Below are 26,950 nucleotides of genomic sequence, written 5' to 3' on the forward strand. Positions count from 1 at the left end.
TCTCGCGCACGAGGACCCCCAGGGACCAACCGTCGGAGACGATGTGGTGCATCGTCACCAGCAGCACGTGCTTCGCGTCACCCAGCTTCAGCAACTGAGCGCGGAAGAGCGGGCCCGTGCCCAGATCGAACGGACGCACGGCCTCTTCGTTGACGCAGCGCTGGGTCTCCGTCTCGCGTGCCGCTTCGGCCACGGTCGACAGGTCCACCACGGGCAGGTCCATCCGGCCCGCGGCCTGGATGATCTGCACCGCCTGACCGTTGTCCTCACGGAACGTCGTGCGCAGCGACTCGTGCCGCGCGACGATCTCCTGGAGCGTCAGCCGCAGGGCTTCCACATCCAGCGTGCCATCCAGACGCACCGCGCCCGGCACGTTGTAGAGCGCGCTCCCTTGCTCCAACCGGTCCAGGAACCACAGGCGCTGCTGCGCGAACGACAGCGGCAGCACGCCCTCACGCGACACCCGCTTCAGCGGCGGCAGGTTCGCGGCCTCCGCCTGCTGCTTCTTCCCGTCGACGAACGACGCGAGCGAGGCCACCGAGTTCAGCTCGAACAGCGAACGCAGCGGGACCTCGATGCCGAAGGCCGTACGCAGCCGGGAGACCAACTGCATCGCCAGCAGCGAGTGACCGCCCAGTTCGAAGAACGAGTCCTCCGCGCCCACGCGCTCCACGCGCAGCAACTGCGCGAAGAGCGAGGCCACCTGCTCCTCCGTCGCCGTGCGCGGCGCTACGTACTGGCTCTGCGACTGGGCCTCCGGCACCGGCAGCGCCTTGCGGTCCACCTTCCCGTTCGGCGTCAGCGGCAGCGCGTTCAGCACCACGAACGCCGACGGCACCATGTACTCCGGCAGCCGCGCCTTCAGGCCCTTGCGCAATTCCGCCACGTCCAGAGACGCGCCCGCCACATACGCCACCAGGCGCTTGTCGCCGGGCACGTCCTCACGCACCACCACCACCGACTCACGCACGCCGGGCTGCGACGCGAGCGCCGACTCCACCTCGCCCAGTTCGATGCGGAAGCCACGCACCTTCACCTGGAAGTCGATGCGGCCCAGGTACTCCAGCTCGCCCGTCGCCAGCCACCGCACGCGGTCACCCGTGCGGTACATCCGCGCGCCCGCGTCGGTGCTGAACGGGTTCGGCACGAAGCGCTCCGCCGTCAGCGAAGGCTTGGCCAGGTAGCCTCGCGCGAGGCCTGCGCCCGCGATGTACAGCTCGCCCGGCACGCCCTGCGGCACCGGGCGCAGCCACGCGTCCAGCACGTACGCACGCGAGCCCGTCAGCGGACGGCCAATCGTCGGCTCACGCGCGGCGCCCTTCTCCACTCGCGTGTACGTCGAATACGTCGTGTCTTCCGTCGGGCCGTAGAGGTTGTAGACGCCCTCCACGTGCTTCAGTCCGTACAGCGGCTGCGCCAGCCGGTTCAGCAGCGGCTCGCCCGCGAGGTTCACCGTGCGCACCGACTCCGGCACGCCCTGGCTGCGCACCAACTCCGCCATCGCGGAGGGCACCGTGTTCACCAGCGTCACGCGGCCCGCGTCCTTCAGCGTCGGCAGCGCCAGCGCGTTCTCCGCGACGATGACGGCACCACCGCTGGTCAGCGGCGCGAAGACTTCGAACACCGACAGGTCGAAGTTCAGCGACGTCGCCGCCAGCACACCCGCCAGCTGCTGCGAAGTGAAGGCCGCCGTCGCCCAGTGCAGGAAGGCCACCACGCTGCGCTGCTCGATGGCCACGCCCTTCGGACGGCCCGTCGAACCCGACGTGTACAGCACGTAGGCCAGGTTCCCCTCGCCCGTGCTCGTCGCGACCGGCGTGGTCGGCTGCCGCGCGATCACGGCCCAGTCCGTGTCCACGCAGACGGCCTTCGCGGAGTGCTCCGGCAGCACGCCCAGCAGCTTCTGCTGCGTCAGCAGCACCGGCGCCTGCGCGTCCTCCAGCATCCAGCCCAGGCGCTCACGCGGGTACGCCGGATCCAACGGCACGTAGGCGCCGCCCGCCTTCAGCACGCCCAGCAGCGCCACCACCATCCGAGCCGAACGCTCCAGGCTCACGCCCACCAGCGTGTCCGGGCCCACGCCCATGCCGCGCAGGTGGTGCGCCAGCTGATTCGCCTGCGCGTCCAGCTGCGCGTACGTCAGCGCCTGTCCATCGAAGTGGACCGCGGGCGCATCCGGCGTGCGAGCCACCTGCGCCTCGAACAGGGCCTGCATCGTCCCGCTCACCGGGGCCGACAGGTCCGTCCCCGACACGTCCTTCAGCAGCGTCTGCTTCTCCTGCGCGCCCATCAGCGACAGGTCGGACAGCTTCGCTCCCGGATCCGTGAGCAGCGACTCCAGCAGCACCCGCAGGTGCTCCATCATCCGCTGCGCCGTCGCCGCGGCGAACAGGTCCGTGTTGTACTCGAGTGTCCCGTCCAGCCCGCCCGCCGTCTCCGTCAGGTAGAGCGTCAGGTCGAACTTCGCCGTCTTCGACTCCACCTCGTACGGCGACAGCTCCACGCCCGGCAGACGGAAGTGCGGCAGCACGTCCTGCTGCAACACGAACATCACCTGGAACAGCGGCGCGTGGCTCAGGCTGCGCTGCGGCTGCAGTTCCTCCACCAGCTTCTCGAACGGCACGTCCTGGTGCGCGTACGCACCCAGCGTCGTCTCCTTCACCTGGGCCAGCAGCGCGCGGAAGGACGGATTGCCCTCCAGCTTCGTGCGCAGCACCAGCGTGTTGACGAAGAAGCCGATGAGGCCCTCCGTCTCCGCGCGCGTGCGGCCCGTGATGGGCGAACCCACCGAGATGTCGTCCTGCCCCGAGTAGCGCCCCAGCAGCACCTGGAACGCCGCCAGCAGCAGCATGTACGGCGTGACGCCTTCCTTCTTCGCCAGCGCGCCCAGCGCCTTGCTCAGCTCCGCTCCCAGCTTCACCGGCACCGTCGCGCCGCGGTACGTCTGCGCCGCCGGACGTGCGAAGTCCGTGGGCAGCTCCAGCACCGCGGGCGCTCCGGACAGCCGCTGCTTCCAGTAGCCGACCTGCTTCTCCAACACGCCGCCCAGCAGCCACTCCCGCTGCCACTGCGCGAAGTCCGCGTACTGCACCTTCAGCGCCGGCAGCGGAGAACCCCGTCCGCCACGGAACGCGTCGTAGAGCGCGGCGACCTCACGCACGAGCACGCCCATGGACCAGCCGTCGGAGACGATGTGGTGCATCGTCACCAGCAACACGTGCTTCGCTTCGCCCAGCTTCAGCAACCGCGCGCGCACCAGCGGACCCGCGCCCAGGTCGAACGGGCGCACGGCCTCTTCATCCACGCACCGCCGCGCCTCCGCCTCGCGCGATGCCTCCTCGAACCCCGTCAGGTCCACCACCGGCAGCTCGAAGGCCTTCGCCGGGTGGATGAGCTGCACTGCCTCGCCGTTCTCCTCGCGGAACGTCGTGCGCAGCGACTCGTGCCGGCGGACGATCTCCTCCAGGCTCCGGCGCATCGACTCCGCGTCCAGCGCTCCGTCCAGACGCACCGCGCCCGGGATGCTGTAGAGCGCGCTGCCCTGCTCCAACCGGTCCAGGAACCACAGGCGCTGCTGCGCGAACGACAGCGGCTGCGTGGCTCCCCTCGGCCGGGGCGCGAGCACCGCTGCCTTCGGCTCCTGCTTCGAGGCCGTGATGCGCTTGGCCAGATCCACCAGGTTCGGCCCCTGGAGCAGCAGCTCCATGGGCAGCGCGATCCCCAGCCCCTTCTCCACCGTGTGCGCCAGCTCCACCGCGCTCAACGAATCCAGGCCGTAGCGCGTGATGGGCTCACGCACGTCCACCATCTTCGCCGGCATCTTCAGCTGCTCCGCCACGCGCTCCACCAGCCACGTCAGCGTGGCCCTCGCGGCCTCCGGCACGTCCTCACGCACCGGCGCCTGGGCAGGCTCCGAGGACTCGGCGGCTTCGGTCTCCTCCGCCTCCTCGAACCCCGGCTCGCGCCACACCAGCACCGTGCGCAGCTCGTCCGCGAGGAACTGCGCCTTGCTCGCGTGCCGCTGGATCTTCCCGCTGGAGGTCTTCGGGATGCTGCCGGGCTCGATCAGCGCCACGGCGTGCACCTGCACCTCGTGCCGCTCGGCGATGCGCTGGCGGATCTCCTTCACCGCCGCCTCCGCCATGTCCACCTGCTTGCGCAGGTTGCCCGCCTTGCGCAGGTCGATCTCCTGCACCACCACCAGGCGCTCCTCGCCCGCAACCTCCAGCGACACCGCCGCGACGCTGCCAGCGCGCAGCGCGGGGTGGCTCTCCTCCACCGTCTGCTCGATGTCCTGCGGGTAGTGGTTGCGGCCCCGGATGATGATCAGGTCCTTGGCCCGGCCGGTGACGTACAGCTCGCCGTCTCGCATGAAGCCCAGGTCGCCCGTGCGCAGGAACGGGCCTTCGTCCGTGCCCTTCACGCGCGCATGGAACGCCTCCGCCGTCGCCTCCGGCTTGTTCCAGTAGCCCAGCGCCACGCTGGGGCCGCGCACCCAGATTTCGCCCACGCCGCCGGGCGCGCACGCCTCGCGCGTCTGGGGATCCACGATGGCCACGGGGTGTCCCGGCCGCTCGTCGCCGCAGCCCACCAGGACGCGCGCTTCCGGCTTCGCCGCGTCCACCAGCACCGCCCGGCGCTGCTCCAACGCCGGAGCATCCAGCGCGCAGCGCACCGGCGGCGCCTCCACGCGCCCGCCCGACACCAGCAGCGTCGCCTCCGCCAGGCCGTAGCACGGGAAGAAGAACTCACGCTTGAAGCCTTGCGGCCCGAAGGCCTGCTCGAAGCGATCCAGCGTCGCCGGACGGATGGGCTCCGCGCCGGTGAACGCCACCCGCCACGAGCTCAGGTCCAACGACTGACGCTCCTCCGCCGGGATGCGCCGGATGCACAGGTCGAACGCGAAGTTCGGCCCGCCGCTGATGGTGGCCTTGTAGCGGGTGATGGCCTCCAGCCACACGCGCGGGTTCTTGAGCATCGTCATCGGCGACATCAGCGCCGCGTGGAACGTCGCGTACAGCGGCGTGAGGATGCCGCCGATGAGCCCCATGTCGTGGTACGGCGGCAGCCAGATGACGGCCGAGCTGCTGGGGCCCAGCTCGAACGCGTCGGTGATCAGCGCCAGGTTGTGAGCCAGGTTGCCGTGGCTCAGCATCACGCCCTTGGGCGAGCCCGTGGATCCCGACGTGTACTGGAGGAACGCCAGCGTCGACGCGTCCACCGCCGGCGGCGTCCACTCCGCTTCCCCACCCGCCGGAATCTCGTCCGTCCCCACCCAGTGCAGCGAGCGCAGATCCGGCGCCTGCTCGAAGACGAACTCCGTCATGGACAGGATGCCGGACGTGGTGAGCACCACCGTCGCGTTCGCGTCCTGGATGATCGCGCGCAGTCGCGGCAGCGTCCGCTCCAGCCGCATCGGATCCGGCGGATACGCCGGCACCGCGATGAGCCCCGCGTAGAGGCACCCGAAGAACCCCGCCACGTACTCCAGCCCGGGCGGGTACAGCAGCATCACGCGCTCGCCCGGCTTCGCCACCTTCCGCAGCGCCACCGCGATCCGTCGCGCCCGCGCATCCAGTCCCGCGTAGCTCAGCGCTCCGTCTTCCTGCCCCGCGTCGTCCAGGAACGTGTACAGCGGCTGATCGGGTCGTGATTCAGCCCGGCTCCGCAAGATTTCGACGAGAGTGGAATGCGAGGGCGTCAGCTCAGGGGAACGCGGCAAGGAAGAACCCATGTGGAAAGCCGGAGATCACCGCAAAGGCTTCAGTGGGCCGACTTCCTGTGCGACGCACACGCACGATGTGCGTGACACAGGCGCCCTTGCAATGTGTCCGGGGGAGCAGAACTGGATACGAGAATACCACTAGGAATGGGTTCTACTGAACTTGAACAAATTGCTCGAATCGCTCAGATTCGCTCGTCAGCCCTGCTTCCTGGTCTTCAGCACTCACTCCGCCCTCCCTTGACTCCGCGAGTTCCCTTCTTCGAACCGCCGTGAATCGAGTGCGGGTGCGGAGACTCCCTGATCGCACACCATGACTGCTCCCCTGTATCGCCTCGCGGACGCCACTCTCGTTGAACCGCTCGTCCAGGACTTCCAGGCCTGGTGGATGACGGTGGCGCCCATGCCCGCGAGCCTGCATCTGCAGGCCTATCTGCTGCCGCTGCTGAAGGCCTACCTGCAGACGCCGGACTTCCACGCGAAGGCGGCGAAGGATCCGGAGCTGAGCGGCAGCTCCTTCGTGGGCATCGCGCCGGAGCGCGCGGAAGAGGTGCGCGCGCTCATGCAGCGGATGACCACCGCGCAGGAGGACAACATCAAGCTGGCGGAGGCGTTCGACGAGTTCCAGACGCAGCTGCTGGCGGAGGCCAAGGGCCAGTCCCTGGAGCCGCTGTACGCGCGGCTGCCGGACGTGCTCAAGGGCAAGGTGGAGCTGGTCTATGACTACGTGAACCGCCCGTCGATGCGCGTGCACGAGGGCCTGCTGTACCGCGGCCCTCACCACAAGACGGAGCTCCAGTCGATGCGGCTCCGCCGGCTGAAGGCGGACGCGGAGCGCGACTCGCTGCTCACCACGCCGCGCCTGATGGAGGCGGGGCAGCTGGACTGGAAGGTGCCCTTCCACGACGAGCGCCTGGACAAGCTGTTCAGCCTGGACGTGGAGCCCAAGCCGCTGGAGTGGATCCGCGACCTGCTGGGCGACGCGGTGAAGTCCGACGCGGACCTGATGCCCCTGCTCACGGAGGCGACGCAGACCCTTCCCGAGACCTGGAACGGGCCAGGGGTGCGTATCCGCTACGTGGGCCACGCCTGCGTGCTGGTGGAGTGGAAGGGAACGTCCATCCTCATCGACGCGGTGGTGCCGGTGCGGCCGGAGAAGGTGGCGGTCCCGCTGGAGCGCATGTCCTTCGCGGACCTGCCCCGCCGCATCGACTACGTGGTCATCACCCACAGCCACCCGGATCACCTGGACATCGAAACGCTGCTGCGCCTGCGCCACCGCATCGGCACGTTGATGGTGCCGCGCGCGAGCGGCGCCCTGGCGGGTGACTACTCGCCGCGGCTGTTGGGCAAGGCGCTCGGCTTCAAGAACGTGCTGGAGCCCTACTTCTACGAGTCCCTGCCCATCCCGGACGGAGAGATCATCGCCGCGCCGTTCATGGGCGAGCACGGCGACGTGGCCCACGCCAAGTCCGCGTGGATCATCCGCACGGGCGAGGAGCGGCTGTTCTTCGCCGCCGACTCCATGTGCGTGGACGAGACGACGTACCGCGACCTGCGCAGCACGGTGGGCGATCTGCACACGGTCTTCATGAACACGGAGATCGTCGGCGCGCCGCACACGTGGATGCTGGAGGGCTTCTTCCCCAAGAAGCGCGACCGCAAGCTGGAGAAGAACCGCCGGTGCCGCGGCAGCAACTCCGCTGAAGGCCTGCGCCTCTTGGAGCTCGTGGGCGCGAAGCGGATCTTCAACTACGCCATGGGCCTGGAGCCCTGGATGGAGCACATCATCGGGCCCGCCGCCACGCCGGAGACGCCCCGCATGAAGGAGTCGGATCTGCTGCTCACCACCGCTCGCGAGCGCGGCCTCCAGGCCGAACGACTCGAGGGCGCGCGGCAGGTCCACCTCAAGGGCTGATTCGCACGCGGGCGCTGGGCGGCCTGGCCGCCCTCCCCTCGTACGTTGGGCTCGACGGGACGAGCCCAACCGGTATGCTCCGGAACATGAGGAATCCCCGGAAAGAAACCCTCACATTCATCGCGGTGACGCTCGCGGTGAGCTGGACGATGGCCGTGGCGTTCATCGCTGGCGGCGAGAAGTCCGTGTGGCTGATGCGCTGGATGATGTGCGTTCCGGGCATCGTGGGCCTCGCGTGCTCGTGGTTCTTCCGTCGTGAGCCTCCCTCCGCGGTGGGCTTCGCCTTCCCCGGCTGGAAGTGGTGGTTCCTGGGGCTGGCGCTGCCGCTGGCGTATGGCGCTGTCATCGCGCCGCTGGCCTACGCGATCCGGTTCGCGACCGGGGACGCGTCCTTCATCACGTTCCAGCCGCAGCTGCTCAAGGGCCCGTTCGGAGTGACGGGCGTGGCGACGGTGCCGGTGATGATCCTCCTGTTCTGGGCGCTGACGGTGACGTGGTGGCTGGCCGCCGCGTCCGTGCGCTGGCGCTGGGTGGAGAAGCTGGGCGCGAAGCTGCCCGAGCGCTGGCGCTGGCTGCGCTACGGCCTGGCCGCGCTGGTTTGGGGGCCCGTCGTGGGCTTCGGCGTCCCCAGCGAGTTGGGTGAAGAGGTGGGCTGGCGCGGGACGCTGGTGCGCTGGTGGATGCACCGGCCGGCGCTGGCCGCGGCCATCACCATGCCGGTGTGGGCCGCGTTCCACCTGCCCCTCATCTTCTCCTCCACGCAGCGCGGGCACGTGGGGCAGAACGTGACGTTCCTCCTGTCCATCGCCGTGGCCGCGGTGGTGTTCGCGCAGCTCTACATGGCGTCGCGCTCCATCTGGCCGCCCGCCCTCTTCCACATCAGCTGGAACATCATCAACCCGCTGCTCTTCGGCAGCGTCTACAACGGCCGGCCGGGGCTCTTCGGCGGTCAGGTCTGGGTCTTCAACGGAGAGGGCGTCTTCGGCCTCCTGCTCCACGGGCTGGTGGCCGTGTGGCTCTTCCGCCATTGGAAGCGGAGCGCTCGGACCACGGAAAGCGCGGTATTGCCGGAGTCCTCCGCGACGCCTGCCTGAGGCCTTGCGGCCCGGCGAGCGCAGGCTTTTCCGCATGTGACATCCCGGGCGGGCAACAGTTACTCTCCCGCGCGAGATGACCCCTGCCGTCCGGGCCGACATGGAAGCACGTGCCGACCGCGCCCTGCGCCGGGGCGAGCTGGCGGAGGCGTTCGAGCTCTTCGAGCACCTCCTGGCCGCCTTTCCGCGCGAAGAGAGCCTGGCCGCCAGGCTGGCCCAGCTGCGCGACAGCCTCCAGCCGGAGGAGCTGCAGCACCTGAAGAATCGCGTGCGCGAACCCCAGCGCCTCCCGCTGGGCCCGCCGTCGCCCATGCAGGAGGGCGAGCGACTCTTCACGTTGGGTGATTACGTGGGCGCCGCCGCCGCGTACCGCCGGGCACTTCAGGAGCGCCCCGGCAATGAGCTGGTGCTGGAGCGGCTGGAAGAGTTGTACCGGATGGCCCGCGAGATGCCTGTGCAGTCCCCCACGGACCGGGCCCTTCCGGAGCAGAAGGAGGATCGCCTCCAGGCCCTCCTGGACCGGCTGGCCTCCCGGCGTCGCCTCAAGCGCGACTGAGGGGCCGCCCCCGCGTCCCAGCGAGCGCGGATCCGACGCAACCGCTGATTCGCGCGTTGCACCCCCCTGGGGTGGCACCTACAATCCGCACCGACGTTGCTGTCATAGTGTCGCCCGTTCCCACTGACACCCGCGTCCGACTTTTTTCGCTCCTATGGCTCGACCTCTTCGACTCGGCGTCCTCACCGGCGGTGGCGACTGCCCGGGACTCAATGCGCTCATCCGTGGCCTCGTCCGTCGAGGCGTGCACGAGTTCGGCCACTCGTTTGTCGGCATCGAGAATGGCTACATGGGCCTGGTGGAGCCGGAGCTCGTCCGCCCGCTCGGGGTGGAGGACACGCGCGGCATCCTGCCCAAGGGCGGCACCATCCTCGGCACGTCCAACAAGGCGAACCCGTTCTCCTACCCGGTGCGTGAGGGTGATGCCTGGGTGGATCGGGACGTGTCGGATTCGGTCCTGCGCCGCTGCGAGGAGTTGCGGCTGGACGGACTGGTCGCGATTGGCGGGGACGGCACGCTGTCCATCGCGCACCAGCTGGCGGACAAGGGGCTGAAGGTCGTCGGGTGTCCGAAGACCATCGACAATGATTTGTCCGGCACGGACCAGACGTTCGGGTTCGACACCGCGCGGCTCATCGTCACGGAGGCGCTGGACCGGCTGCACTCCACCGCGGAGGCGCACGACCGCGTGATGGTGGTGGAGATCATGGGCCGCCACGCGGGCTTCCTCACGCTGGAGAGCGGCATCGCCGGCGGCGCGGACCTCATCCTCATCCCGGAGATTCCGTACCGCGTGGAGTCCCTGCTGGAGACGCTGAAGCGGCGGGCCACGCGGCGGCGCAGCTTCTCCATCATCGCGATTTCGGAGGGCGCGTATCCGGAGGGCGGCGCGCTGTCCGTGCTGGCGGAGGCCGCGGACATCCGGGGCCGGGGCGTGGTGCGGCTGGGCGGCTCCGGCAAGGTGTGCGCGGATCTGCTGGCGAGCCACATCGACGCGGAGATCCGCGTGACGGTGCTGGGCCACCTGCAGCGCGGCGGCAGCCCGAGCGCGGCGGACCGGGTGCTGGCCACGCGCTACGGATGCAAGGTGCTGGACCTGGTGCGGGACAACCAGTGGGGGCACATGGTGGCGCTTCGGAACAACGAAGTCGTTCCCGTGCCGCTGAGTGAGTCTCGCAAGGAGCGACGCGTGGACGTCCAGGGAGACCTGGTGCGGTTCGCGCGGAGCATGGGCATCGGGTTCGGGGACTGAGGGGAGTGCGCGCGCTAACGCCATGACGCTCGTCGGCCGCCATATCGGTCGCTATCGCATCCTGGAGGAGCTGGGCTCCGGGGGCATGAGCGTCGTGTACAAGGGCCTGGACACGGCCCTGGACCGTGAAGTCGCGGTGAAGGTGCTGCACCCGCACCTGGCCGGCAAGGACGAGTCGCGTCGCCGCCTGGCACGCGAGGCCCGCGCGGTGGCGAAGCTGCACCACCCCAACATCCTGGAGGTGTTCGACTTCTCCTCGGCGGAGGCGCACGACGCCTTCATCGTCACCGAGTACATCCGCGGCCGGACGCTCAAGACGTACCTGGATGAAGGCCCGCTGGAGCCGCCGGAGCTGGCGGCGATGATCATCCACGAGCTGGCGGCGGCGCTGGCGCACGCGCACGAAGCGGGCGTCATCCACCGCGACCTGAAGCCGGAGAACGTCATGGTGCGCGAGGACGGGGTCCTCAAGCTCATGGACTTCGGCATCGCGCGACTGCTGGACATCGAGGACCGGATGACGGTGACCGGCGCGCTGGTGGGTTCGCCCGCGCACATGTCGCCGGAGATCATCGAGGGCCTGGAGGCCGGGCCGGAGGCGGACGTCTTCAGCCTGGGGATCATGTTCTACGCGCTGATGACGGGCCGCCTGCCCTTCACCGCGTCGAACACCACGGCGACGCTCAAGCGCATCCTGGATGGAGCGTATGAAGACCCGCGCCGCCGCGTGCCCGCGCTGTCGGATGAGCTGGCGGAGATCTGCGCGACGTGCCTCCAGCGCGACCCTGCGCGGCGCTACCCGAACGCGGGGAAGCTGCGCGACGCGCTGGCGGATGCGCTCGCGGGGCTCGGGTTCTCTCGCGTGGGAGAGGAGCTGATTTCGTTCTTCGCGGATCCGCCGTCGTACCAGCGGCTCGCGCGCCAGCGCATCGTCGCGGCGCTGCTGGAGCGTGGGGAGCGGCAGCTCGCGGAGAAGCGGACGCCGCGCGCGCTGGCGTGTCTCAATCACGTGCTCGCGCTGGACGCGACGAATGAACGGGCGCTGAGACTGCTCAAGGGCATCCAGCGTCAGCAGCGGCGGCGCACGTGGCGCAGGCGCGGCATCCGCGCGGGCATCGCGGCGGGCGTGGCGCTCGCTTTGGGGCTGGGCGGCTGGCAGCTGTACCAGATGAACGCGAGCGCGCCCGAGACTCCGAAGGTGCAGACGGAGGATCCGCGCGCCGAGGGCTCGAAGACCCCGGGTTCCCAGTCCGCGGCTGGCGGTACGCAGGGCACGGGCGCCCTCAACGGCGCGCAGGGCACCGGTGGCGCGACGGGTTCGCCCGACGGTACGGGCCCCCTTCACGGCGGCCAGGGCACGGGCGGCACGGCGGGTTCGTCCGACGGTACGGGCACCCCTCAGGGCACGCAGGCCACGGGCCCGCGTCCCACCGGTACGGGCACGCCCGGCCGAGACGCGCTCCTGCCTCCCACCGACCTCAACCCTCGCGTCCCCTCCCCTCCGGATCGCACGCCCTCGCGCCCCACGGTGGTCGCCAGCCTCGACCCGCAGGACGACTCCAAGCCCGCGCGCAACGGCAAGCTCCCCGTGTCCATCCTCGTGCGCCCCTACGGCTCCATCCGCGTGGACGGCGGCCCCGCGGGCACGAAGCAGCTCGCGCAGCACGACGTGCAGCTGTCCCCTGGCGAGCACACCATCATCGTCTCCTGCGACTACTGCGAGGACGCCACGGAGACCATCGACGTGAAGCCGGACCGCGAGAATGTCTTCCGCCTGCGCGCCCAGCTGAAGGCCTCGCAGCTGGCCATGGACTACCAACCGCCGGACGCCACCGTGCGCGTGGGCGACGTGGAGCGCGCCGCGAACGACAGCCTCCAGCACCCCTTCGACATCCGCTCCCCCCGAGGCCCCGCCAGCTTCCAGCACCGCGTGGAGGTGGAGATCTCCTCCCCCGGCTACAAGACCGAGAAGCGCGTCGTCCTGCTGGAGCCCGGCAAGCCCACCACCCTGCGCGGGAGCCTGGCGCCCGAATGAGCCGAGGCCCGCTGCTTCTCGTCGTCCTCCTGCTGGCCGCCCTGCTCGGCCCCGCGTCCGCGCGCGCCCAGATCCCCATGGGCGCGGATCCGGAGGTCGCAGCGCTGCGCTCGTCGTTCGAATACGGCAAGTACGCGGAGGTGCTGGAGCGCGCCGGTCAGCGCATCGACCGGGGCGACCTGCCCGAAGAGGACCTGGTGGAGCTGCACAAGCTCGCGGGCCTGTCCGCCTTCAACCTCAACAAGACGGACGACGCCGAGCGCCACCTGCGCGCCGTGCTCCGGTTGGATCCCGACTTCAGCCTGGACCCCTTCGTCGTCCCGCCCCCGGCCGTCGCCTACTTCGAGGACCTCAAGAACCAGATGTCCGGCGAGCGCGAGTTCCTCCGCCAGGAACAGCGCCTGCGCGTGGAGCGCGAGAAGACCGAACAGGAGCGCCGGGAACAGGAGCGCGTCGCCCTGGAGACGCAGCGCCGCCGCGCGGAGGAACTGGCCCGTCAGGTCACCGTGCGCACCGTGGAGAAGCACAACTTCCTGGTCAACTTCGTCCCGTTCGGCGCCGGCCAGTTCCAACAGGGCCGCAACGGCATGGGCATCGCCTTCGCCGCGACAGAAGGCGTGCTGGCCATCACCAGCATCATCGCGTTTTTCGCATACGACTCGCTCTTCGAGGAGCGGCTCATCAACCTGGACAACGTGCTGGACGAGGACGGTCGCGCGTCCATCCCGGTGCGCTACATCCCCACGGACCGCGCCCGGCAGGCGGACACCTGGCAGCTGCTCAAGCTCGCGTCCGCCACCGGCTTCTACACCGTCTACACCCTGGGCGTGGTGGACGCCGTCTACCACCACGAGGACCAGGTGGTGACCAGCACCACCGTCGAGTCCCGCCCCGAACCGAAGCCCTCTCCTCCCGTCTCCCAGGCCGCGCCGCCGCGCGTGCGGCTGTACTCCACCCGTGGTGGGCTGGGCGCCGGCTTCTCCCTCACGTTCTAGCCCCGAACCCCAAAGTCCACCCATGGCCAGCCTCACCGTTCGCACCCCCGATGGAAAGGTCCGCACGGTCTCCCTGCTCAAGCGCATCACCAGCCTGGGGCGGGGATCCGACAACGACGTGCCACTGGAGGACGCCAGCGTCCCCTCCAACGCCCTGCACGTCACCTTCGACGGCTCCCGCTACGAAGTGGGCAGCCTGGGCGCCACCTTCCACGTCAACGGCAAGCGGCGCGACAATCACGCGCTCGCCACCGGTGACGTAGTCAAGGTCGGCGGCACCGAGCTGACCTTCTCCCGCGAGGACGCCCCCCGCGAGCCCGTGCGCCGCGAGGTGCCCGAGCGCGAGGTGTCCCTCCTCCCCTCCCCCGCCACGGCCTCGTCGGATTCGCACACGGCGGAGCTGCCCGGCGTGGTGGGCCGCGAGCTGGTGCTGCTCAAGCGGCTCACCGCGTTCAGCGAGCGGCTCTTCGGCAGCTACGACGTGGACCGCATCCTGGAGAGCCTGCTGGACGAGGCCATCGAGGTCACCCGCGCCGACAAGGGCTTCCTCATCCTGATGGAGAGCGGCGAGCCTCGCGTGAAGGCCGCGCGCAACGTGGCCCGGGAGAACATCGAGGACGCGGTGGAGAAGCTGTCCGACTCCATCATCGCGAAGGTGGTGAAGGACCAGAAGGCCATCATCGTCGCGGACGCGCTGGACGCGCCGGAGTTCAAGGCCAGCGAGTCCGTGGTGAACCTCAAGGTCCACTCCGTCATGTGCGTGCCGGTGATGCACAAGGGCGACCTGTTCGGCGTGCTCTACGTGGGCAACGACCGGCTGGTGAACCGCTTCGAGCCCAAGAGCATGGACATGCTCACCGTGTTCGCGGCGCAGGCGTCCCTGCTCTTGCAGAACGCGCTGCTCGTGAATGACCTCAAGCTCGACAACACGGAGCTGCGCCGCAAGCTGGAGGACCAGCGCTACGGCGACATCGTGGGCGCGTGTCAGGGCATGCGGGACGTGTACAAGCGCATCGACAAGATCGCGCCCACGGACATCTCCGTGTTGATTACGGGCGAGACGGGCACCGGCAAGGAGCTCATCGCCCGGGAGGTCCACCGCCGCTCGCCGCGCACCAAGGGCCCGTTCATCACGGTGAACTGCGGCGCCATCCCGGAGAACCTGCTGGAGAGCGAGCTGTTCGGTCACGCCAAGGGCGCCTTCACCGGCGCGGTGGCCACGCGGCCCGGCAAGTTCCAGGCGGCCATCGGCGGCACGCTCTTCCTGGACGAAATCGGCGAGATGCCGCTCCAGCTCCAGGTGAAGCTGCTGCGCGCGCTCCAGGACAAGATTGTCTACAAGGTCGGCGAGAACCGCGGCGAGGCGGTGGACATCCGCGTGGTGGCCGCGACGAACAAGATCCTGGAGGACGAGGTGAAGCGGAACACGTTCCGCGAGGATCTCTACTACCGGCTCAACGTCGTCACCGTGAAGTTGCCGCCCCTGCGCGAGCGCGGCGAGGACGTCATCGTCCTGGGCCGCTTCTTCCTCCAGAAGTACGCGCGCGAGTTCAACTCCAAGGCGCGCGGTTTCACGCCCGCGGCAGCCGTGTCGATGAAGAAGTACGGCTGGCCGGGCAACATCCGGGAGCTGGAGAACCGCCTGAAGAAGGCGGTCGTGCTGGCGGACAAGCCGCTGCTCGGCGCGGACGACCTGGACCTCAAGCCGGAGAACCTGGAGCCCATCATGCCGCTGCTCCAGGCGAAGGAAGAGTTCCAGAAGCGTTACATCAACGAAGTCCTCGCCCGGAACAACGGCAACCGCACCAAGACGGCCAAGGACCTGGGCGTGGACCCCCGCACCATCTTCCGCCACCTGGAGAAACTGGAGGCGGAGAAGACGGGCGGTCCGCTTCCTCCCGAGGAGAACGAGGAACTGCTATAGCGTTCCCTCAAGCCACGCCATGCACCGTCACGCGACGCGACAGTCCCGGGGCATCCTCCAGCCGTTGGTGACGGCCCTGGGGCTCGCGGCGCTCGCGACGGGCTCCGGGTGCCTCATCCCCCAGGACGTGGCGCTGCTGGAGAGCCTGCCCGAGTTCAGGAACCGGCCGCCCCGCATCGTGGAGGAGCAGGTGGAGCCCTCCGAGCGCATCCTGCGCGCCTTCGGCGTGGGCAGCTGCACCCAGGACTTCAACGTGGTGGTGGAGGACCTGGACGTCGACGACCGCATCACCGTGGAGTGGTACGTGGACTACAACCCGTCCAACCCCACGGGCTACTACCGGCAGATCGTCCTCGCCAACACCGGCCAGCCTCGCCGTGACGACCGCGGCACGCTGCGCATGGACCTGCGCTCGGCCAACAACCCGCTGGCCCCGCCGGGCATCCACCTCATCGAGGCGTTCGTCACCGACCGGCACCTCACCAACCGCCAGCCGGATCCTCCGGACGAAGTCATCCTCGCGGACGGCGGCGTGGTGAAGAACCCGGGCTTCGTCACTTCGTACGCGTGGGTGGTGAACACGGTGGCGGGGGACTGCCAGTGAGGCGCGCGCTCCGGGCCCTGGCGCTGGCGCTCGGGCTGACCGGGGCCGGGTGCGGCTTCCTGGATGACGAGCCGCCCCCGGAGCAGCTGGTGTGCCGCTCCGACGCGGAGTGCGCCGCCGGCCAGGTGTGCTTCGTGGACGGCTGCGGCAACCCCGGCGGCGACATCGTCGTGGAGGTGCAGCCCCATCCCAAGGCGGGCCTGCTCGCGCAGGACTTCCCGGTGGACCGGCTGCGGGCCGAGCAGAACCTGGAGCTCTTCAGCCCCGTGCGCCTGACGGGCACCGTCACGCGCGGCGCCACCGCCACGGAGGACGGTGGCACCGAGCCCGTCCCCTACCGCGCCCCCATCCACCTGCTGGCCACGGGCGACAGCCGCCTCATCCCGGGCGTGGCGCGGCGCTACGAGACGACGCTCACCCCGGACGACGGCGCGTGGGTGCTGCCCGTGGGCAGTGGCCAGTACACCGTGACGCTCACGCCGGTGGACCCGTCCCTGCCGCCGCTGTCGCGCGATGCCTTCGTGGATCCCTCGTCGGGCGGCATGGTGGCCTTCGACCTGCCCACCGCGTCGCGCGTGGTGACGGTGACCGGGACGCTGATGCTCCAGGGTTCGAAGCGGGTGGACGCGGACATGGAGGTGCAGGTGCTGGATGAGTCCCTGCGCCCGCTGTCCCAACGCGCCCGCGTGGCCCGCGACACGGGCGCGTTCCAGTTGGTGCTGGGCGCGGATGACGCCCGGCGCGCCACGGTGCTCGTGCGCGCGACGCCCGTGAACGCCGGGGACCTGGTGCCCTGGAAGACCTTCGTGGTGGATCCGTCCACCATCCTCCCCATCCCGCTGGAGCTGGGCGACCCCGGCGCGGCCGTGACGGTGGAGGGCCGCGTGCTGGAGATGAACGGCCAGACGCCCATGGCCGGCGCGCGCGTGTCGCTCCAGGGCCGAGTGGCCGGCGGTGGCACCTTCAAGGGCGTGCCGGTGCTGACGGACGCGCAGGGGCGCTACCAGCTCACGTCCCTGCCCGGCGTCGCGGAGTCCCCACTCACGCTGGTCATCGTCCCGCCGCCCAGCTCGTCCTCGCGTCTGACGCCCCAGCAGGTGGCGGTGGCGGCGGTGGACACGGTGCTGCCAGACGTGACGTGCCCGGAGCGAATGACGGTGGTGGGCAGCGTGAAGAACCCGGAGGGCACCGGCCCGGCGTCGGGCGTGCGCGTCGTGGTGGAGCCGGTGGGGGCGCTCGAAGGCTATCCGCAGCCGCCCCTGGGCTTCGAGTCGCCCCTCACCACCAGCAGCGACGGCAACTTCGCGCTGGCCCTGGATCCGGGCGAGTACCGGCTGGACTTCCTGCCTGGGGAGAACCTGCCGCGCGTCAGCCGCTTCGTCACCGTGCCGGCCGGCACCGCCGATTCAGAGGTGATGACGCTGGCGGCCTTCACGCTGTCACGGGGCCGTTCGTTGAGCGGCCGCATCACCCTGCCCCCGGACCCCGCGCTGGCGCCGGACGGAATCGCGGCGAACGCGTCCGTGCGCTTCTTCCGCGTGGTGACGGTGGGAGGACGGCCGGAGTCCATCCTGCTGGCGCAGACGGTGTCCGACAGCACGGGGCGCTACTCCACCGTGCTGCCCACGCGCTGAAGCCGTGACTACCGGCCGCTGTCCTTGCGGCGCGCGGTGTCGAAGGCGGCGTGCAGCGCGTCCACCGCGCCGCCCACCTCGCCCGCGTACTGCACCGCGTGGATGGTGTAGAGGTCCTGCACCCGCGTGAGGTGGCGGTACACGGAGCGCAGCTCCACGCGCGCCGGATCCCTCGACTCCAGGGCGCACTCGGACTCGGACTTGCGCACGCGCGTCAGCCAGTCCGTGCGGAAGCGCATCCACTCCTGGTCGACCTTGCGTGCGGGGAGGACGTGCACGAGCTTCTCGCGCTCGGACTCCAGGTCCTTCCAGTGCGCGTCCGCGGCGTCCAGGCATTCGCGCACGGTGAGCGGTGGCGTCACGGCCGGGGGCCTCGCGGGCGTCATCGCCGCGACGGAGTGCCCCACGTTCCAGATCATCCACAGCGAGACCAGCGAGGCCAGCGTGATGTGGACCGCGTACGCGGCGCCACGGTAGCGGCGGAAGCGGGGGTCTTTCTGCGAGTCGGGAGCGGACACGGGGCCCAGGTCTTACGACCCTGGACCCCGGGTGGCAATGCTTCCCTTGCACACCGTCCGGAAGGCGAACCCTGGCCGGACGGCGGCGGTGTGGGGACTACTGGCCCGCGGCGGGGGCGGCCACGGCCGGAGCGGCCTGGGGCGCTGCGGCAGGGGCGGCGGCGGGCACCGCGGCGGCGTCACCACCGGCGGCGGCGCGCTTGGCGGAGTTCAGCCGGCCGCGGAACTGCGTCAGGTACTGGGTGGCCGGGTACGTGGCCAGCGCGTCACGCACCGTGTCCGCCGCCTTATCGAACGCGCCCGTCTCCTGGTACGACTGGGCGAGCAGCAGCATGGCGTAGTCACGCGTCTTGGACTTCTTGTCGCCTTCCACGAAGCGGGCCAGCAGCGGCACGGCCTTCTCGTGCTGACGCAGCTGGTTGTAGGCGGTGCCCAGGAAGAAGGACGCGTCCAGCGCCTCTGCCTCGGCCGGGTTCATGGCCAGGAAGCGCGACAGGTCCTCCACCACGGCGTTCATCTCGTTCTTGCGGAAGGCGATCTTCCCGCGCTCGAAGGCGGCGTCGCCCGTCTCGCGGCGCAGGATGGCGGCGCGGTCGTTGAGGGCCTGGCGCTCCAGCGAGGACAGCTTCTGCGTGTCCAGCTTCACCAGCGCGTCGATGCCCTTGAGGCGCTCGTCGCCCGGCAGCGTGGTCATCATCTTGTAGACTTCGTTCGCGGCGCGCTGGGCCGTCAGGTGCGCCGTCGTGTCCGTGCGCTGCTTCTCCAGCTGCCCGGAGAGGTCCGCGACCTGCTTCTCCAACCGCTCGCGCTCGTTGGTGTTGCTGGAACTGCGCGCGCCGTTCACCAGCACCGCGCCACCGACCGCCAGAATCGCGAAGAGCGCGTAAGCCACCGCCGAGGAGATCCACTGCCGCTTCTGGAAGTCCTCGTGACGCTTGCCCACCGCCTTCACCTCCGCATGGAGGTTCTTGAGCAGGTTGTCCGTCTTGATGACGAGGTTGCGCGACTCGATGACCTCGCGGCGGAGCTCGGAGAGCTCCTTCTCGAGGTCAGTCTTCGGCTGTTCAGAGGGGGGCATGGACATCTTCCTGGGACCGGAAATGACTTCGGCCGACTCACGCATGCTAGGGGACTCTCCGGGATGAGGGGCGGGTTCTTTTTCCGCTCCCAAACAGGGCCCTTGGTGGCCACCATTCCCCGAAAGTCCCTGCTCCGCGCGCTCGCCTGCTTTCGTGTTGGAACTTTCCCAGGCCTCTAGAACGAGGCGATGGGACGGGACGGATTCGGCGGGAACGTATACGTCACGCCGAGCGCGAACCAATTGCCTCCGTGGCTGAAACTGAAGGGCCCGGGCCACTTCACCGCGTCCGGGGACTCCACGGGGCCGCGCAGGAACATGAAGCGGTATTCAGCGGTGATACCCCACTCCGCGGACAGGCGAAGCGTGGCGCCGAGCGAGCCCACCCAGGCCTGGGTGACGTTCTCCTTGATGGACGAGCCCTCGCGCGTCGAGGAGACGACCGTGGGCCCCGTGAGCACGCCCGCGAAGGGCACCAACCCCTGCGGCCCGATGTCGAGCACGCCCTGAAAGCGCAGCCCGAGGAGCGCGCCGTACGACACGGTGCTGACCTTGCGGAACACGGTGCCGTCCGCGCCGGGCTCGGACAGGCGCAGGTTCTGCGCGGTGCCAAACAGGTCGATGCCCACCTCCACCAGGTCCGACACCGCGTACGCGAACGAGGCCGCGCCGAAGGGCCCCCCCGAGGACTCCGGCGCGCGCTCCAGGCCGTTGCCTGGCCCCTTGGTCCCATACCAGGCGTCGTAGAGCGTGCCGTTGGAGGTGAGCCGGTAGCCGGCCTGCACGGTGATGCGGCCCACGCCGTCCAAATTGGCGGGAGCCCGCCCCGCGCTCCAATCGCCGTCATCCTGGGCAAGGGCGAGGGCTGGCGCGGCGACGAGGGCGAAGACGAGCGGCAGACGGCGGAGCATCAAGGCGCGGATCCCGGGGCTTTCTGCCGGCACGGGCGCTCGCGGCCCGGTGCTACAGGCGTGTCGCACACCGTATCCGGGGGCCATGCCGCGTCAATTTTCCGGCCGCCCCCCACCGTGTCGATTTCGCGCCCTACCATTCGTCGCCATTTTGAACCCGACGTTCCAGGAGAACTCCCCATGCGCTTCATGATGATCGTCAAGGCCAACAGCGACAGCGAGACCGGTCGCATGCCCTCCACGGAGGAGCTGACCGAGATGGGCAAGTACAACGAGGAGCTGGTGAAGGCCGGCATCCTGCTCGCGGGTGAAGGGCTGCATCCCAGCTCCAAGGGCGCCCGCGTCGCGTTCTCCACCAAGGGCACCACGGTGACGGATGGCCCCTTCTCCGAGACGAAGGAGCTGGTCGCCGGCTTCTGGATCATCGAGGTGAAGTCGCGCGAGGAGGCCATCGCCTGGGCGCGCCGCATCCCCTTCAAGGAGGGCGAGGTGGAGATCCGCCAGGTGGCCTCCGCCGAGGACTTCGCGGAAAGCGACCCCACGGGCGAGCTGCGCGCGAAGGAGGAGGCGCTGCGCGTGCAGGTCGAGGCGAAGGCCAAGGCCTGAGCCGTCAGCGAGCGCGCCGCTCCAGCTCCAGCAGCGGCATCTCCAACACCACCACCGTGCCGTGCGTGCACGGGGGGGTGAAGTCCGCGCGATCCAACTCGCCCAACAGCGCGCGCAGCTGCGCGTCGGTGAGCGGCGAAGACGATGCGCGCCGCGCGGCGTGACAGGCCATCACGCGCACGGCCTCCGCCAGGCTCGTCACGTCCAGCGGAGCGCTGCGCGGAGGCAACGCGCGCGACAGGGCTTCCAGAAGTGCGCGGGGATCCACGCCCTCCAGGCCCGCCGGCACCGACTTGAGCGCGAGCGCCGTGCCTCCGAAGGGCTCCACGTCCACGCCTAGCTTGAGCAGCGCCTCGCGGCCGTCCACCAGCGCCTTTACCGCCGCCAGGGACAGGTCCACCGTGGTGCCGAACAGCGATGGCGGCGGCGCCTTCGTCTCGTCCTCCAACCGGCGCAGGTACGCGGTGAGGCGCGCGCGCTCCAGCGCGGCGTGAGGGTCCAGCACCACCAGCGTGCCGCCGGGGCCCTCGCAGACATGGAAGCGGCTGCCCAACAGGCCCATGGGGCGCAGCGCCGCGAAGTAGCCCGGAGGCGGCGCTTCGTTGAGCTGCGGCTGGGCCTCACCGAACCCAAGCGTGCGGCCCGGCACCTGGGGGCCCTGGAACGGACCGGGGAACGCACTTCCCTGCGCTCCACCGTTCGGCGAGAAATAGGACGGCGTCAGCGGGCGCGCGGGCGTGGAGCCGCCGGGGCCCGGAGCGTCCATCGCGGTGGGCAGCGGCGCGCCCCAGGTGGCCTCCTGCGCGCGGGTGAGGAAGCGCTCCACGGCGTGCGCGTAGTGCGCGGCGTCCCGGGGCTGGGGGTTCGCGGCCTGCTCTTCCGGCGAACCCAGCCACGGGGCCGCGCGCAGCACGCGTGAGAGGGCGGCGCTGATCGCGTCCTGCACGCCTCGGGCGTCCGCGAAGCGCACCTCCATCTTCTGCGGGTGCACGTTGACGTCCACCGCGGCGGGCTCCACGTCGATGTGCAGCACCACCACCGGCTGACGGCCCGCGGGCAGGAAGTCCTGGAACGCGCGCTGCACGGTGCTGATGAGGCCACGGTCGCGGATGTAGCGGCGGTTGACGAGGGTGTAGAGGCCGCGCGCGTTGGGCAGCGTGTACTCCGGCGACGCGAGGTAGCCCGTGACGACGACGCCCAGCCGGCGCTCCTCCACCGGGAACAGGTGCGGGAAGGACGCGGGGCCCAGGGCCGCGGCGATGCGCTCGCGCGGATCATGTTCGGCGGCGGGGCTGGAGAAGAGCTCGTTGCCCTCGTGCGAGGCGAAGAAGCCGACCTCCGGGTGCGCGAGCGCCAGGCGCACCACGGCCTCCTCGCAGTGCTTGAGCTCGGTGGCGCCCTGGCGCATGAACTTGCGGCGCGCGGGCACGTTGAAGAACAGGTCCTCGATGGTGATGACCGTGCCCACGCGGGGCGGCGCGGCCTCCACCGTGGGCGGGCCGCCGCCCTCCACCATGACCTGGGTGCCCTCGTGCGCGTCCGGCTCCGCGGTGTGCAGCGTGAAGCGGGACACGGAGGCGATGGCGGGGATGGCCTCGCCCCGGAACCCCATGGAGTCGATGTGGAAGAGGTCGTCCAGTTCGCGCAGCTTGCTGGTGGCGTGGCGCTCCAGGCAGAGCGTGGCGTCCTCGCGGCTCATGCCGTGGCCATCGTCGGAGATGGTGATGCGGCCCACGCCCCCGGCCTCCAGCTCCACGCGCACGGTGCGGGCCCCGGCGTCGAGCGAGTTCTCGCACAGCTCCTTCACCACGGAGGCGGGGCGCTCCACCACCTCGCCGGCGGCGATCTTGTTGATGAGCACGTCGCTCAGGCGCGCGATTCGGGACATGGCGATCAACCACCCTCCGCCACCTGGATGACGTTGTCCAGAACATCACGGGCACACGCGGCTGACATTCCTGGACGGCTGGGCTAACACCCGCCCCTGCGAATGGAAGTGATCCGAGCAGGCAAGGGCCCGATGCGTATCGCGGTGACAGGCGCCAGTGGCGACTACGGCAAGCTGCTCCTGCCGAGGCTGGAAGCGGACCCCGGCGTGGAGAGCATCCTCGTGCTGGACACGAAGGAGCCCCACCCGATGAGCAAGGTGGAGTTCCACCGGGTGGACCTCACCCGCTACGACGCGGAAGGTGAGCTGACGGACGCGCTCACCGAGCGCCCCGTGGACGCCCTCTTCCACCTGGCGTTCCTCTTCGGCCCCATCCTCAACGGCCCGCTGGCGCACGAACTGGAAGTCATTGGCACCATGAACGTGCTGACGGCGGTGGGCCGCGCCCGGCTGCCCCGGCTGGTGGTGCCGTCGCTGACGGTGACGTACGGCGCGCGGGGCAACAACCCGGCGCTCCTGCGCGAGGGCTCCCCGCTGTTCGGCTGTCCGCACAGCCGTTTCGTGAACGACAAGGTGGAGGTGGAGGGACAGGTGCGGGCGTTCCGCGAGCGCAATCCCGACACCCGCACGCTGGTGTTGCGGTTCGCTCCCCTGCTCGGCCCGAGCCTGGACAATCCGGCGACGCGGTTGCTGTCTCACGCGGTGGTGCCCACGCTTCTGGGATTCGACCCGCTCTGGCAGGCGATCCACGAGGACGACGCGGGCCGGGCGCTGCACCTGGCCCTGCGGGCGGACGCGGCGGGAGAGTTCAACGTCGTGGGGCGCGGGGTGTTGCCTTTGTCGGGGCTCATCCGCCAGGCGGGCGCGCAACCGCTCCCCCTGCCGGGGCCGTTGTTTCGTGGAGCACTTCGCGCGCTCGGGGCGGTGGGGGCGGGCACGTTGCCGGTGGCCCTGCTCGACTACATGCATTACTCCTGGGTCGCGGACGGGGAGCGCGCCGAGTCCGCGTTGGGGTTCGTGCCCCTCCACCATGTCAGGGACGCCGCCTCGGCGCTCAGAAGGAGCCAGTCATGACCAAGGGTGTCCTCGGGAATGATCCCTTCCAGCGGGGCGCCGCGCCTCGCACGGGCGAGGTGAAGGACGACGCGGCCAACCCGAAGGCCGCGAAGAAGTCCGCGGCGTCGAAGTCCGCGAAGGGTGCGAAGTCAGCGGGCAAGGCGAAGAGCGCCAAGGGTGGCGCTTCGAAGTCCGGCGCCCAGGCGAAGGCGCCCAAGGGCGGCAAGGCCGCGGAGGCGAAGCAGGCCTCCGCGACGCCGAAGACGCCCGCCGCCAAGGTCCACATGTTCGAGGCCCGCCCGGACGGACGCGGGAGCGCGAGGCACGAGCAGGACGCGCGCGACGTGGAGCACGCCTCGGAAGCGAAGCACGGGCGTTCGTCCGCGAAGGACCCGCACGCTTCGGGAGGGGCACCGGCCGCGAGGCCTGGCGCCCACGACGCCGTGCACGCTTCGGGACAGCCTCCCGCCGGTGAGGAGGTCTCGCCCCTGCGCGAGCCCTCCGTGCCGGCCCCCGCCGCCGAGCCCCGGCCGTCGCGTCCCCAGGTGCTCGCGGACGAGGTGCGCGGCTCGCGTCCCCAGGAGCGCAAGGTGGACCGCGCGCTGACGGAAGCCCTCGCGTCGGACGCGGCGGAGGCCGCGGCGAAGACGGCCGTGGACGAGCTGTTCGAGGGGCGTAAGGAGCCGGACCGAGATATCGAGCGCGTCCTCGCGACGGAGCTCGTCGCCGAGGTGGCCGAGTCCGCCGTGCGGCAGGTGCTGGATGACGGCAATGGCGACGCCGCCGAGCGGCAGGTCGCCACCGCCATCGCGACCCAGGTTGCCGAGGCCACCGCGGGCGTCGCCGTGGACCAGGTGATGGACCGCCACGCCATCAGCCCCGAGGAGCGCGCCCTGTCCTCCGCCAGCGGTGGCGATGCGCAGGACGACGACGGCGATGAGGCCTGGCCTGGCGACGCCTGGATCCGCGACCCGAAGGACGTGCCTCCTCCCGAGGACACCGAGGACCTCTGGACCGCGGACGCCTGGCGCCGCGACCCGGAGGGCATGTCCGCGCCGGAGGACCCGGATGAGGACGACGACCTGGTCACCGGCGTCGAGCGCGTCGAGGAGAATGGCGTGCACATCTCCGTCTCCATCATCGAGGGCGCCGCCCCCACGGACGTGGAGCCGGAGGTGGAGCTGCCCGACGAGACCCACGACGAGCTGCCTCCCAGCCGCCGGCCCCTATCGCTGGTGAGCGACCACGGCGAGGTGCCCCTCCCGGAGGAAACGGAGCGGGACGCGCAGGCCTTCGACCGTCCGGAGGAATCGGCCCCGCCGTCCGGCTTCGCGGGCCGCGCCGCGGGCATGTTCTCGCTGGCGAAGGAGATCGCCGGCCAGGCGCTCGCGAGCGACGGCCTGGGCCGCGCCGTGGGCGCCATGCACGGCCTGATGGAGGCCGTGCGCACCAGCCTGGGCGCTGGCGGCGGCAGCCGGTTGGACGACTACGGCAAGGACGAGGGGCTGGTGGAGAGCCTCCAGCCCGTCCTCGACTTCCTCTACGAGCAGTACTGGCGCGTCTCCGTGGAGGGCGTGGATCAGGTGCCGCGCGGCGCCTCCATCCTCGTCGCCAACCACTCCGGCGCCCTGCCCTACGACGGCCTGGTGATGGCGCAGGCGCTCCTGCGAGAGCGCCCGGATCTGCTCGAGACCCGCTGGCTGGTGGAGGATCAGGTCTTCCACGCGCCCATGCTCGGCACCCTCTTCAACCGCCTGGGCGCCGTGCGCGCCTCTCCGGAGAACGCGCTGCGGCTGCTCGACGAGCACCGGCCGCTCGTCGTCTTCCCGGAGGGCTACCAGGGCGCGAGCAAGCCGTTCGCGGAGCGCTACCGCCTCAAGCGCTTCGGCCGCGGCGGCTTCGTGAAGCTGGCCCTGCGCACGGGCGCGCCCATCGTCCCGGTGGCCATCGTCGGCGCGGAGGAGACGTCTCCGCTGCTGGGCCGCCTCCCAGGTGGCTTCCTCGGGTTCCCGTCGCTGCCGCTCACCGCGCCGGGCCCGCTGCCCGCCAAGTGGACCATCCGCTTCGGCGAGCCGCTGACCATGGAGGGCCTGTCTCCGGAGGACGCGGACGACCTGGGCGAAGTGCAGCGGCTCACCGAGCGCACCCGCGAGTCCATCCAGGGCATGCTCCAGGCCCTGCTGCGCGAGCGCCGCTCCGTGTTCACGGGGTGAAGGCTGAAGGCGAGACACCCGGGGGCGTCAGCCGCAGATGCGGTTGCGCCCCTGGCTCTTCGCGGCGAAGAGGTGCTCGTCCGCCGTGCGCACCATCTCCGCGGGCTCGCGGTGGTGCGGCTCCAGCGCGGCCACGCCCATCGACAGCGTGACGGGGATGACCTGCTTGTCGAACTCGAAGCGCTGCCGCTCCACCAGCTTGCGCACCTTCTCCGCGAGCTGACGGGCGCCGGCCAGGTTGATCTCCGGCAGGAGCAGCGCGAACTCCTCACCGCCGTAGCGAGCGAAGACGTCCTCGCGCCGGATGCGCGTGCGCACCGTGGACGCCAGCTGCTTGAGCACCGAGTCCCCGGCCAGGTGCCCGTACGTGTCGTTCACGTCCTTGAAATGATCCAGGTCGAACATCACCAGCGACAGCGTGCGCTCGTAGCGGCGGCTGCGGGAGATTTCGCGGTCCAGCTGCTCGTCGAAGTAGCGGCGGTTGTAGATCTGCGTGAGGCCGTCCATGGTGGTCAGCCGGTAGATCTCGTCGTGGTACGCCGCCTCGATGTTGCCGCCCGCGATGAACTTGAAGATGGTGCGGCCAATCTTCACCAGGTCGCCGTTCTGCAGCGATCGCGCCGACGACGCGACGTCGTCATTGACGAACGTGCCGTTGGTGGACCCCAGGTCCTCGATGCGCACGCCCTTGGTGGTGTTGGTGATGCGCGCGTGGTTGCGGCTCACCGCTTCCTGATCAATCTGGACGTCCGCCTTGGACGACCGGCCAATCAGCGTCTCCTCGCGCGCCAGGTCGTACTTACGCCCCAGGTCCAGGCCGTAGATGACCACCAGCGCCGCGTCCAGGTTGACGGGGCGCTCGGAGATCTTCGAGATGACGGTGACGACCGTCTCCTTCTGGCCCATGAAGCCAAACGTATCACCGCGCAATTCGCGAAAGCGAATT

The 26,950-nt window shown here is 70.2% G+C and carries 18 protein-coding genes (1 of these 18 only partly in view); 12 read left to right on the forward strand and 6 right to left on the reverse strand.

Annotated elements, in window-relative coordinates; genetic code table 11:
- Window positions 1–5,722 carry the start of a non-ribosomal peptide synthetase gene (locus D7Y04_RS29080; protein ID WP_158627606.1) on the reverse strand. 25,790 nt of this gene lie to the left of the window's left edge, so the window shows 5,722 of its 31,512 coding nt (coding positions 1–5,722); it begins with the start codon at window positions 5,720–5,722; its stop codon lies beyond the left edge, outside the window.
- Window positions 5,723–6,035: 313 nt separating this feature from the next.
- Here D7Y04_RS29080 and D7Y04_RS29085 point away from each other — a divergent pair, with 313 nt between their 5' ends.
- From D7Y04_RS29085 to D7Y04_RS29125, 9 genes are all read left to right on the forward strand, one after another.
- The gene (locus tag D7Y04_RS29085) at window positions 6,036–7,640 is read left to right on the forward strand and encodes an MBL fold metallo-hydrolase (RefSeq protein ID WP_121761398.1); all 1,605 of its coding nucleotides are present in this window, start codon (window positions 6,036–6,038) and stop codon (window positions 7,638–7,640) included.
- Window positions 7,641–7,726: 86 nt separating this feature from the next.
- Entirely contained in the window at window positions 7,727–8,734 is a 1,008-nt protein-coding gene (locus tag D7Y04_RS29090) for a CPBP family intramembrane glutamic endopeptidase (RefSeq protein ID WP_158620557.1), read from the forward strand.
- Between the two features lie 76 nt (window positions 8,735–8,810).
- Window positions 8,811–9,290, forward strand: a complete 480-nt coding sequence (locus D7Y04_RS29095; RefSeq protein WP_120593861.1) for a hypothetical protein — start codon at window positions 8,811–8,813, stop codon at window positions 9,288–9,290.
- A 154-nt stretch (window positions 9,291–9,444) separates the two neighbouring features.
- On the forward strand, window positions 9,445–10,542 hold the full coding sequence (locus tag D7Y04_RS29100) for a 6-phosphofructokinase (RefSeq protein WP_120593860.1): 1,098 nt from the start codon (window positions 9,445–9,447) through the stop codon (window positions 10,540–10,542).
- Between the two features lie 22 nt (window positions 10,543–10,564).
- Window positions 10,565–12,577, forward strand: coding sequence for a serine/threonine-protein kinase (locus tag D7Y04_RS29105; protein ID WP_120593859.1), 2,013 nt, complete (start codon window positions 10,565–10,567; stop codon window positions 12,575–12,577).
- On the forward strand, window positions 12,574–13,572 hold the full coding sequence (locus D7Y04_RS29110) for a hypothetical protein (protein ID WP_121761399.1): 999 nt from the start codon (window positions 12,574–12,576) through the stop codon (window positions 13,570–13,572). Before D7Y04_RS29105 ends, D7Y04_RS29110 begins: the two co-directional genes overlap by 4 nt.
- Before the next feature lie 22 nt (window positions 13,573–13,594).
- Window positions 13,595–15,496: a sigma 54-interacting transcriptional regulator gene (locus D7Y04_RS29115; protein ID WP_121761400.1), complete on the forward strand. Its 1,902-nt coding sequence runs from the start codon at window positions 13,595–13,597 to the stop codon at window positions 15,494–15,496.
- A 19-nt stretch (window positions 15,497–15,515) separates the two neighbouring features.
- Window positions 15,516–16,100, forward strand: a complete 585-nt coding sequence (locus D7Y04_RS29120) for a hypothetical protein (RefSeq protein WP_120575373.1) — start codon at window positions 15,516–15,518, stop codon at window positions 16,098–16,100.
- Complete coding sequence (locus tag D7Y04_RS29125; RefSeq protein ID WP_233601623.1) at window positions 16,097–17,734, forward strand: carboxypeptidase regulatory-like domain-containing protein; 1,638 nt, start codon at window positions 16,097–16,099, stop codon at window positions 17,732–17,734. Before D7Y04_RS29120 ends, D7Y04_RS29125 begins: the two co-directional genes overlap by 4 nt.
- Before the next feature lie 8 nt (window positions 17,735–17,742).
- On the opposite strand, the gene D7Y04_RS29130 is transcribed toward D7Y04_RS29125, so the two are convergent.
- The 3 genes from D7Y04_RS29130 to D7Y04_RS29140 form a co-directional block, all read right to left on the reverse strand.
- The gene (locus D7Y04_RS29130) at window positions 17,743–18,252 is read right to left on the reverse strand and encodes a hypothetical protein (RefSeq protein WP_171806606.1); all 510 of its coding nucleotides are present in this window, start codon (window positions 18,250–18,252) and stop codon (window positions 17,743–17,745) included.
- 97 nt (window positions 18,253–18,349) lie between these two features.
- Window positions 18,350–19,375, reverse strand: a complete 1,026-nt coding sequence (locus D7Y04_RS29135) for a tol-pal system YbgF family protein (RefSeq protein WP_120593854.1) — start codon at window positions 19,373–19,375, stop codon at window positions 18,350–18,352.
- 131 nt (window positions 19,376–19,506) lie between these two features.
- Window positions 19,507–20,241 (reverse strand): hypothetical protein, encoded by a 735-nt coding sequence (locus D7Y04_RS29140; protein ID WP_121761402.1) that lies wholly within the window; start codon window positions 20,239–20,241, stop codon window positions 19,507–19,509.
- 180 nt (window positions 20,242–20,421) lie between these two features.
- Between D7Y04_RS29140 and D7Y04_RS29145 the strand changes: the two genes are divergently transcribed.
- Window positions 20,422–20,847: a YciI family protein gene (locus D7Y04_RS29145; protein WP_121761403.1), complete on the forward strand. Its 426-nt coding sequence runs from the start codon at window positions 20,422–20,424 to the stop codon at window positions 20,845–20,847.
- A gap of 4 nt (window positions 20,848–20,851) precedes the next feature.
- Here D7Y04_RS29145 and mutL read toward each other — a convergent pair whose 3' ends face one another.
- Window positions 20,852–22,735, reverse strand: coding sequence for a DNA mismatch repair endonuclease MutL (gene mutL / locus D7Y04_RS29150; RefSeq protein WP_121761533.1), 1,884 nt, complete (start codon window positions 22,733–22,735; stop codon window positions 20,852–20,854).
- Window positions 22,736–22,837: 102 nt separating this feature from the next.
- Between mutL and D7Y04_RS29155 the strand changes: the two genes are divergently transcribed.
- Together D7Y04_RS29155 and D7Y04_RS29160 are read left to right on the forward strand one after the other, a co-directional pair.
- Window positions 22,838–23,809 carry an SDR family oxidoreductase gene (locus D7Y04_RS29155; protein ID WP_121761404.1) on the forward strand — a complete coding sequence of 324 codons (972 nt, stop codon included), beginning with the start codon at window positions 22,838–22,840 and terminating at the stop codon, window positions 23,807–23,809.
- On the forward strand, window positions 23,806–26,004 hold the full coding sequence (locus D7Y04_RS29160) for a lysophospholipid acyltransferase family protein (RefSeq protein ID WP_121761405.1): 2,199 nt from the start codon (window positions 23,806–23,808) through the stop codon (window positions 26,002–26,004). Before D7Y04_RS29155 ends, D7Y04_RS29160 begins: the two co-directional genes overlap by 4 nt.
- A gap of 27 nt (window positions 26,005–26,031) precedes the next feature.
- Here the strand turns inward: D7Y04_RS29160 and D7Y04_RS29165 are convergent, their stop codons facing one another.
- On the reverse strand, window positions 26,032–26,910 hold the full coding sequence (locus tag D7Y04_RS29165) for a GGDEF domain-containing protein (RefSeq protein WP_121761406.1): 879 nt from the start codon (window positions 26,908–26,910) through the stop codon (window positions 26,032–26,034).
- Window positions 26,911–26,950: the final 40 nt, after the last annotated feature.

This window comes from Corallococcus sp. AB038B, from assembly GCF_003668955.1.
Taxonomy (GTDB): domain Bacteria; phylum Myxococcota; class Myxococcia; order Myxococcales; family Myxococcaceae; genus Corallococcus; species Corallococcus exiguus.